The organism is Phenylobacterium sp. (assembly GCF_030654915.1).
Classification (GTDB): domain Bacteria; phylum Pseudomonadota; class Alphaproteobacteria; order Caulobacterales; family Caulobacteraceae; genus Phenylobacterium.
In genome coordinates this window covers 1-7,624 of sequence record NZ_JAURWM010000351.1, presented here as the reverse complement: position 1 = coordinate 7,624, position 7,624 = coordinate 1, and the positions used below count along the sequence as shown (strand labels likewise).

8 protein-coding genes and 1 pseudogene are annotated in these 7,624 nt (G+C 67.5%); 5 read left to right on the top strand and 4 right to left on the bottom strand.

What is annotated here, in order from left to right; genetic code table 11:
• A pseudogene (locus tag Q7T84_RS18150) lies at positions 1 to 876 on the top strand (NAD(P)H-dependent flavin oxidoreductase); the annotation flags it as partial.
• A 63-nt stretch (positions 877 to 939) separates the two neighbouring features.
• Here Q7T84_RS18150 and Q7T84_RS18145 read toward each other — a convergent pair.
• The gene (locus tag Q7T84_RS18145; RefSeq protein ID WP_304811674.1) at positions 940 to 2,085 is read right to left on the bottom strand and encodes an acyl-CoA dehydrogenase family protein; all 1,146 of its coding nucleotides are present in this window, start codon (positions 2,083 to 2,085) and stop codon (positions 940 to 942) included.
• Positions 2,086 to 2,251: 166 nt separating this feature from the next.
• Between Q7T84_RS18145 and Q7T84_RS18140 the strand changes: the two genes are divergently transcribed.
• Positions 2,252 to 2,950, top strand: coding sequence for a helix-turn-helix domain-containing protein (locus tag Q7T84_RS18140; protein WP_304811672.1), 699 nt, complete (start codon positions 2,252 to 2,254; stop codon positions 2,948 to 2,950).
• Positions 2,951 to 3,247: 297 nt separating this feature from the next.
• On the opposite strand, the gene wrbA is transcribed toward Q7T84_RS18140, so the two are convergent.
• Positions 3,248 to 3,847: an NAD(P)H:quinone oxidoreductase gene (gene wrbA / locus Q7T84_RS18135; RefSeq protein ID WP_304811670.1), complete on the bottom strand. Its 600-nt coding sequence runs from the start codon at positions 3,845 to 3,847 to the stop codon at positions 3,248 to 3,250.
• A 67-nt stretch (positions 3,848 to 3,914) separates the two neighbouring features.
• Positions 3,915 to 4,613, bottom strand: coding sequence for a pirin family protein (locus Q7T84_RS18130; protein WP_304811668.1), 699 nt, complete (start codon positions 4,611 to 4,613; stop codon positions 3,915 to 3,917).
• Between the two features lie 115 nt (positions 4,614 to 4,728).
• Between Q7T84_RS18130 and Q7T84_RS18125 the strand changes: the two genes are divergently transcribed.
• A complete protein-coding gene (locus Q7T84_RS18125) occupies positions 4,729 to 5,649 on the top strand; it encodes a LysR family transcriptional regulator (RefSeq protein ID WP_304811666.1) in 921 nt (306 codons plus the stop codon).
• On the opposite strand, the gene Q7T84_RS18120 is transcribed toward Q7T84_RS18125, so the two are convergent.
• Complete coding sequence (locus tag Q7T84_RS18120; RefSeq protein WP_304811664.1) at positions 5,646 to 6,164, bottom strand: hypothetical protein; 519 nt, start codon at positions 6,162 to 6,164, stop codon at positions 5,646 to 5,648. The genes Q7T84_RS18125 and Q7T84_RS18120 overlap by 4 nt on opposite strands.
• 84 nt (positions 6,165 to 6,248) lie before the next feature.
• On the opposite strand from Q7T84_RS18120, the gene Q7T84_RS18115 reads away from it, so the two are divergent.
• Together Q7T84_RS18115 and Q7T84_RS18110 are read left to right on the top strand one after the other, a co-directional pair.
• Entirely contained in the window at positions 6,249 to 6,677 is a 429-nt protein-coding gene (locus tag Q7T84_RS18115) for a TIGR02301 family protein (protein WP_304811662.1), read from the top strand.
• 29 nt (positions 6,678 to 6,706) lie between these two features.
• Positions 6,707 to 7,624: SPFH domain-containing protein (locus Q7T84_RS18110; protein ID WP_304811659.1), on the top strand; the 918-nt coding region annotated here is incomplete at its 3' end.

The following is a 7,624-nucleotide window of genomic DNA, read 5'->3' as shown; positions in this document are numbered from 1 at the left end:
AGCAACGCCGGCGGCTACGGCGTGCTCGGCATGGCCGGCACCAGCCCCGAGTTTATCCGCGAACAGATGCGCAAGGTCCGTTCGCTGACCGACAAGCCGTTCGGCGTGGACCTGCTGGCAGCCTCGCCGGAAAGCCTGACCGCCGCGGTCGAGATCATCATCGAGGAAGGCGCCTCCAGCTTCGTCGCCGGCCTCGGCGTTCCCATGCCGATCATGGAAAAACTCAAGAAGGCTGGCCTGTAGGTCATGGTCGTCTGCGGCGCGGTGAAGCATGCGGTGAAGGCCGAGCAGGCGGGCTGCGACGCGGTCATCTGCCAGGGCGGCGAGGGCGGCGGTCATACTGGCCTGGTCGGCACGATGCCGCTGGTCGCCCAGGCCGTCGAGGCCGTGAAAATCCCGGTGGTCGCCGCCGGCGGCCTCTATGACGGACGCGGACTGGCCGCGGCCCTGGCCCTGGGCGCCACCGGCGTCTGGATGGGCACCCGGTTCATCGCCTCCGAAGAAGCTCATGCCGGCGAGCTCTATCGCCAGGCGATCATCGAGGCGGCCGACGAGGACACCATCCGCACGCGTTCCTATTCAGGCAAGCCGATGCGCGTGAAGAAGAACCCCTATGTCGAAGAGTGGGAGACCCGGCCCCAGGACATCCAGGCCTTCCCAATGCAGGCCATGGTCTCGCACCAGGCCGGCGCGATGGGCGGGATCGGCGGTCAGATCGAGGGTCTGGATCCCGACAAGTCCTGCTTCGCCATGGGCCAGTCCGCTGGCGGCGTCCACAGCGTGATGCCGGCCGGCGAGATCGTCGCCCAACTGATCCAGGAAGCCGAAGCGGCCATCGACCGCACGGCCAAGCTGCGGACCAAGGTCGAGGCTTAGCTCGCACTCCACGGTGTCATCCCGGAAGCCGCATAGCGGCTGTCCGGGATGACAGAGATGTAGCTACCCGTCGATATCCAGGCCGAGCGCCAGGCGACCGGCATAGAGCAACTGCGGCTTTTCCTGCAGCGGGTGGAAGCGCGCGCCTTGCACGTCGCGGAAGGCGCGTTCCAGGCCGGTGTCGCGATAGAAGGACGCCCCGCCCGCCACCTCCATGGCCCGCTCGACGGTCCGGATCGCCGACTGGCCGACCAGGGTCCGGCCGGTCATGGCGCGGCTGGTGGTCTCAGGTCCCGGCGTGGCGGTCTCGGCCAGGCCGATCATGGCCTCCAGAGCCATCTCGGCGGTCTGGAGAGCGTTCTCCATCTCACCGACCAGATAGGGCAGGTTGTCGTCGCCCTGTTTCTTGCGCGCGATCGTCAGCGCCTTGGCGCGGGCGCCTTGGGCGACCCCCACATAGGCCGAATAGATCAGGGGGAAGGCGATCATCGAGATGGTGTGGAACAGCGGATGCCACTTGCCCCTCGGCCGCCGGCCCGAGATCGCCGCGTCCGGCACGAAGACGTCCCTCAACTCGACATCGTGCGAGCCGGTCCCTCGCATCCCGAGCACCCGCCAGGTGTCGAGGATCTTGACGCCCTCGGCTTTCATCGAGACGGCGAAATGCAGGACGGTGGGGCCAGCCTCCGGATCGGCATAGACCGCGCTGGTGACCAGCAGGTCGCCGGCCGGGCAGCCGCTGGAGAAGACCTTGCGGCCGGTGATCTTGAAACCGCCCTCGACCTTCACGGCGTCGCCGCCGCTACTCAGCCAGTCCGAGCCGCCGCTGGAGACCAGCACCAGGTTTTCCGCCGCGACCCGCTTGAGCAGGCCCTCGGTCGGAGCCTGCTGGACCCGCCAGCGCCAGGCGGCGACAGCGACCAGATGGCTGTGCATCGAAAAGGCGAGGGCGGTCGAGCCGCAGGCCGCGCCCAGCCGCCGCACGACGCCGCAGATGTCGGCGAGATCGGCGTCGCCGCCGCCGAATTCGGCGGGGACCAGCGCGCTGAACAAGCCCTCGGCCCCCAGCCGTTCATAGGCGTCGAAGACGAAGCTTTCCTCGGCGTCGTGCCGCGGCGCCTGGGCGGAGATCTCGGCGGCGACGGCGTCGGCGCGAGCGAGCCAATCGACCTTGTCGGATTTGGTTTTGGTTTGGATATCGAGCAACATGTTCAGCTCCTTGAGCCGGGGATCAGTTTCCCCCTGTCGTCGGCAAGCTCTCAGGTCCGGTTCGGCGCGGCCAGTTCAGGAACTGAACTTGCCCGGTACAGGAAATGAACTAGGCCCCGGTCGGCCATGGGCCTATTTTGCGCCCGCGCCTTCTTGGAGGAAACCCATGACCCAGGGCAGCTACAGGCAATTCTGTCCGGTCTCGATGGCGGCGGAGGTCCTCTGTACGCGCTGGACCATCGTCTTGCTGCGCGAGCTTGTGGCCGGCTCGACGCGCTTCAACGATCTGCGGCGCGGCGTGCCGCGCATGTCGCCAGCGTTGCTATCGCAGCGGCTCAAGGAATTGGAGGTGGCCGGGATTGTCCGGCGCGATCCCTCGATGGCCGACCCCAGCGTTCACGAATATCGCCTGACGTTGGCCGGCGAGGAGCTGGCGCCGCTGGTGGATGCGTTCGGCATCTGGGGCCAGCGCTGGATCTCCACGGAGCTTTCGCTGCAGAACCTCGATGCGTCGCTGCTGATGTGGGACATGCGCCGCAATCTGGATCCGACGCCCATGCCCAAGCGGCGCAGCACGGTCCAGTTCCGGTTTCCGGAACTGTCGCCGATCCAGCGATCCTGGTGGTTGCTGGTCGATCCGGACGGGAGCGTCGACCTGTGCTCGATGGATCCCGGTTTCAATGTCGACCTCTTCGTCTCCACCGATCTGCGGACCATGACCGCGATCTGGATGGGGGTGGAGACGGTGGCCGGCGCGCTTCGCGCCGAGCGGCTCGCCTTGACGGGTGATCGTCAGCTTGCCGCCGACATGCAGACCTGGCTCGGCCTCAGCCCGTTCGCCAAGGAGCGTAAGCTCGCCAGTTGAACACGAACCTCCCTTTCCTCCCCTGCGAAGCGGGGGAGGGGGACCGCCCGCAGGGTGGTGGAGGGGGCGAGCCTCAGGCGCCGAACTCGGTCTCGCCCCTCCACTATCGAGTATGAAGTTTCTCTATGTGTTCGTCATGGCCGGGCCGCCAGGACCCGGCCATCCATAACCACCGAGCAGGGCCGGGAAGGCCGGTGCGTATGGATCCCCGGCACCCATACGCGGCCGGGGATGACGATCGGAGCGGGTAGGACCAGCCGGCCGTCGCCCATCGAAGATGGAGGGCGACAAGCCTCGCTAGGCCGCGACCTTGGCGGCGATCTGCGCCGTGTGGCGGCCCTGGTAGCGGGCGCCTTCAAGTTCGTTGGCGCTCGGTTGGCGTGAACCGTCGCCGCCCGTGATGGTCGTGGCGCCGTAAGGCGAGCCGCCGGTGATCTCGTCCAGCTTCATCTGGCCGGCCCAGGCGTAGGGCAGGCCGACGATGACCATGCCGTGGTGCAGCAACTGCGTGATGGTCGACATGATCGTCGTTTCCTGGCCGCCGTGCTGGGTCGCGGTGGAGGTGAAGACCCCGCCGACCTTGCCGACCAGGGCGCCCTTGGCCCAGAGACCGCCGGTCTGATCCCAGAACGCCGCCATCTGCGAGGCCATCCGGCCGTAGCGGGTGCCGACGCCCAGGATGATCGCGTCATACTCGGCGAGGTCGGCGACCGTGGCGATCGGGGCTTCCTGGTCCATCTTGTAGTGCGAAGCCTTGGCCAGCTCGTCCGACACGGTTTCGGGTACGCGCTTGATATCGACGCTCGCGCCGGCCTCGCGGGCGCCCTCCGCGACGGCCTTGGCCATGGTTTCGATGTGGCCGTAGGTCGAGTGGTAGAGGACGAGGATCTTGGTCATGAAGGTTTCCTGGCTGAAGCGGGAATGGGGAAAGGCGGCCCGGGCCTGATGGCCCGGGCCTAGTGGGTTAGGCGGCGTCGACGAGCACGATCTCGGCGTCTTCAAGCGCGGTGACGCGCACGCTGGTCTCGTCGCGGATCGCTAGGCCGTCGCGAGCCTTGGCGGTGACGCCGTTCACCTCGATCGAACCGGTGGCCGGCACCAGATAGGCGTAGCGGCCTTCGCCCAGTTGATACTCGGCGGTCTCGCCGGCCTTCAGCGTGGCGGCCACGACCCGGCCGTCGGCGCGGATCGGCAGCACGTCGGTGTCGCCGTCGATGCCGCTGGCCAGGGTCACGAACTTCCCAGCCCGCTCGCCCTTGGGAAAGGGCTTGGCGCCCCAGGAGGGTTCGCCGCCGGCCTTGGTCGGCAGGATCCAGATTTGGAACAGCGTGGTGTCTTCGTTCTCGACGTTGAACTCGGCGTGGCGGATGCCCGAACCGGCGCTCATCACCTGAACGTCGCCGGCCTCGGTGCGGCCGGTGTTGCCTAGGCTGTCCTGGTGGGTGATCGCCCCGCTGCGGACATAGGTGATGATCTCCATGTTCGCGTGCGGGTGAGGGGGGAAGCCGGAGTTCGGCGCGATCTTGTCGTCGTTCCAAACGCGCAGGGCGCCCCAGCTCATGCGCTTGGGATCGTTGTACTCCGCGAAGGAGAAGTGATGCTTGGCGTCAAGCCAACCGTGGTTGGCGCCGCCGAGGGTTTCAAAAGGGCGATGGTCGATCATCGGTCTGTTCTCCCGGGGGCGATCTCGAAGGGGACCGCCTGCTTGAGGAAATAAGTAGCCCTTCCTCGGGATTTCGAAATAGAAACGATGGAAACCAACTGTTTCCAAAAGTGACATGTCAAAGCTCCCCGACTTCGAAGCCTGGGCTATCCTCGCCAAAGTGGCTGAAACCGGTTCCTTCTCCCGCGCCGCCGAGGAGCTGGAACTGTCCAAGGCCACGATCTCCAAGGCTGTCGGCCGGTTGGAAGCGCGGATGGGCGCCAGCCTGTTCCATCGGACCTCGCGCCGCATCTCGCTGACCGAGACCGGCCGCGCGGCGCTGGAGCGCGCCGGCCGCATCCTGGCCGAAGGCGAGGCGGTGGAGGCCGAAACCGCCGCCCAGTCGGTGATCCCGCGCGGCTTGGTTCGGCTGGCCGCGCCGATGTCGTTCGGGCTGCTGCACCTGGCGCCGATCCTGCCCGATTTCCTGGCGCGCTATCCCGAGGTCTCCATCGACCTCAGCCTCGCCGATGAAAAGATCGATCTGGTGGCCGATGGCTTCGACCTCGCCATCCGGATCGCGCGGTTGCAGGACTCGTCCCTGCTGGCGCGCAAGCTGTGCGACATGCGGATCATGCTGGTCGGCGCGCCGGGCTATTTCGAGGCCTACGGGCGACCGGTCCATCCGCGCGACCTGGCCCAGCACCGCTGCTTCACCTACGCCAATGTCGATACGCCGGACATATGGCGCTTTGCGCACGCGGCCGAGGGGGACCAAGCCGTGGCGGTTAGCGGGCCGATGAAGGTCAACAGCGCCGAGAGCCTTGGACCCTCGCTGCGCTCCGGGCTCGGCCTCGCCCTCCAGCCGGAGTTCATTTGCTGGGAGGACCTGAGGAGCGGGGCCTTGGAGGCGGTCATGACAGATTGGTCCCCGCCGCTGCCCGCTCTGCATCTCGTCAGCCCGCCCGGCCGGTTGCGGCCCGTGCGGGTCAAGGTGCTGTTCGACTTCCTCGCCGACCGGCTCGCCGCCGCGCCCTGGGCGGGGACCCGGCCTTAGGCGCCGGCCAGATAGGCGACCGGATCGCGGTTGAAACGGCCGAAGGTGGTCAGGCAGCCCTGCCAGACCCCTAGGTGCTGCTTCATTTCGGCGGCCGAGAGGCGTGAGGTCAGCATCGCAGCGTACATGACGTTGGAACGCCCATCGTCGGTGAGGTAGCCGCGGCAGGCGACTTGGGTGCGGTTGAAGTCGTTGATCTGCTGCAAGTTGGGACCGCGACGTTCGAAGGCGGTGGAGAAGGCCACGGCGCCGCAGGCCTTGCCGCTCTCGTTGCATTGGACGAACTGCGCGCCGAACTTGCCGCCCGGTGTGGTGATGTCGAGCACCACCATGCCGCCGCCGCTTGAGGCCACAGCGGCCTGGGCGTCCATGCCGTTCAGCAGCCCGACCAGCGCCGTCGGATCGCGGGCGTCGAAGCTGGCGGTCTTCGCCGCGGCCGGGGCCGGCTTGGCGGGCGCGGCGAGAGCCAAATTCGAGGTCGCCGCGATCGCCAGGGCGAGAATGAGAACGCGCATCAGGGTCTCCGGAAATTCTCCCTCCGTGGCTAGCGCTCTCTCAGGCCTGATGACAAGTCGGGGGCGGGAGATTTAAGTGCGGCCATGCGTTCGGCCCTACTTGTGCTTATCCTGTCCGTCCTCGCCCTGCCGGCCGTCGCCCAGGAGCGCTCGATCGAGATGCGCGAGGCTCTGGTCCATCTGGCGCGAGTGCTGGGCGAGAGCCACGCCTTGCGGCAGACCTGCGAGGGAAGCGAGGATCAGTTCTGGCGCTCGCGCATGAACCGCCTGATGGAGACCGAACAGGCCGAGCCGGTGCTCGAGCGCGAGATGAAGGACGCCTTCAACGCCGGTTTCGCCGGGGCGCGCCGCCTCTATTCCGACTGCGGCGAGCCGACCCGGCGCGCCGAGCGGTTGGCGGCGGTGCGAGGGCGCGAGCTCGCGCTCGGTCTGTCCCAATCCAAGTACCGGGTGACGACAGTGCTACCGCCGGAGGGCGCACAGGACGTGACGGCGGAGCCCGCACCGCGTTAGGGTGCTCTCCAGTTCTCGGAGAGGTTGTCATGGAATTGGCTGCGGCCGTCGTTCTACTGGTTCTCGCGGTGGTGATCCTGTTCGGGGCCATCAAGATCGTCCCCCAGGGGCGGGAGTACACTGTCGAGCGCTTCGGGCGCTATACGAGGACCCTGCCGCCGGGCATCGCCTTCCTGACGCCGTTCGTCGAGGGCGTTGGTCGCCGGGTGAACATGATGGAGCAGGTCCTCGACGTGCCCCAGCAGGAGGTCATCACCAAGGACAACGCGGTGGTGAAGGTCGACGGCATCGTCTTCATCCAGGTGATGGACGCGGCCGCCGCGGCCTACCGGGTCGACAACCTCAACTACGCCATCGCCCAGCTCTGCATGACCAACCTGCGCACGGTGGTCGGCTCGATGGAGCTGGACGAGGTGCTGTCGCAGCGTGACCAGATCAACACCCGCCTGCTGCATGTGATCGACGCGGCCACCGGCCCCTGGGGCGTGAAGGTGGCGCGGATCGAGATCAAGGACCTGATGCCGCCGCCGGACATCACCAACGCCATGGCGCGACAGATGAAGGCCGAGCGCGAACGTCGCGCGGTGATCACCGAGGCGGACGGCGAGAAGTCCGCCGCCATCGCCCGGGCCGAGGGCGCCAAGCAGGCCGCCATCCTGGAAGCCGAGGGCCGCCGTGAAGCCGCCTATCGCGACGCCGAGGCGCGCGAGCGGGAAGCCGAGGCCGAGGCGAAGGCGACCGCCATGGTCTCGGAGGCCATCGCCCGCGGCGACGTCAACGCCATCAACTACTTCATCGCCCAGAAGTACGTCGAAGCCTTCGCCAAGCTGGCCGAGAGCCCCAACCAGAAGACGGTCATCGTGCCGGCCGAGATGTCCGCCCTGGTCGGCTCCCTGGCCGGTGTCGGCGAGCTGGTGAAGACGATCCAGAGCGACCACAGGCCGCCG